The organism is Paenibacillus sp. J5 (assembly GCF_054955055.1).
In genome coordinates, this window is the sequence record NZ_JBUEDD010000038.1 from 1 (window position 1) to 913 (window position 913).

Here is a 913-nt window from a genome sequence, read left to right on the forward strand (position 1 = left end):
ATAGATGATTTCCGTATCGCTCCTATATCGGAACACGACAGCCGCTCCCGTCACATGGAGGGTGTCCACAATCTCAGCGAGAATAATATCCTTCAGCTCGCGGAGGCTGGAGATCGTTCCGAGTTTCTTGGAGATGTTCTTCAATGCCGTGTTCAGGGCGTGTTTCCTTGGGAAGAGCACGGATTCAAAGCGTGTGGTCCAATATTCCGCTGAATAGAGCACCCATGTAATCAGAACCAGTGAAGCAGTGAATAGGAACAGAATCTGCTTCTTATCCGCCGTGCCGTGGAAAAACCAAATGTAACTTCCAGTAAGCAAGCTGACCGGAATAATGGACAGAAGGACAGCAGACAAGATTCGGCGAATCATAAGGTCGAAATCATATAACTTGTCCGCAGCGATCATATAAGCAAATGAAATCGGGAAAAGCAGGATAATCCAACTTGTGTATAAAGGACCTATAGTCTGACTACCTGTAATTACTTGAGGGAGAAACAAAGAACAGATCACTGGTAAAAATGAAATTATCCACGTCAGCCACACATTCTTTATGATGCTGGACATGTACGTTTGTTGCTTGCGCAGCCTTAGATACTGCATCGTCAGGATGCACATATTGAACAAAAATCCGAGCAGGAAAAAACCTAAGGTAACAGAAGAATTGTAACGATAGATCGTGTAGGCCATCGGAGGATACAAATACAAGCTTCGGATCAAAAATCCTGCCGCAGCAAGCGCATACATGAACCATAATATTCGTCTGTGCAGCCGTATACCGCCCTTCTCCTCGAAAAAGACGACCAGAAAATGATAAAATACGATCGGCAATACCATCATAAAACTCGAAATTGCAAGCTTTCCAACAACATCTCCTCGAATAGAAGCACCATAACTCATATAGATGATCGCCATG

At 44.1% G+C, this 913-nt stretch carries 2 protein-coding genes; both read right to left on the bottom strand.

Annotation, left to right across the window (positions count from 1 at the left end; translation table 11 throughout):
• Nucleotides 1–369, bottom strand: a 369-nt coding sequence (locus tag ACY1JZ_RS25990) for a hypothetical protein (RefSeq protein WP_462631677.1), incomplete at its 3' end; no start/stop codon positions are given.
• 100 nt (nt 370–469) lie between these two features.
• A partial coding sequence (locus ACY1JZ_RS25995; protein WP_462631678.1) for a hypothetical protein occupies nt 470–913 on the bottom strand: 444 nt, incomplete at its 5' end.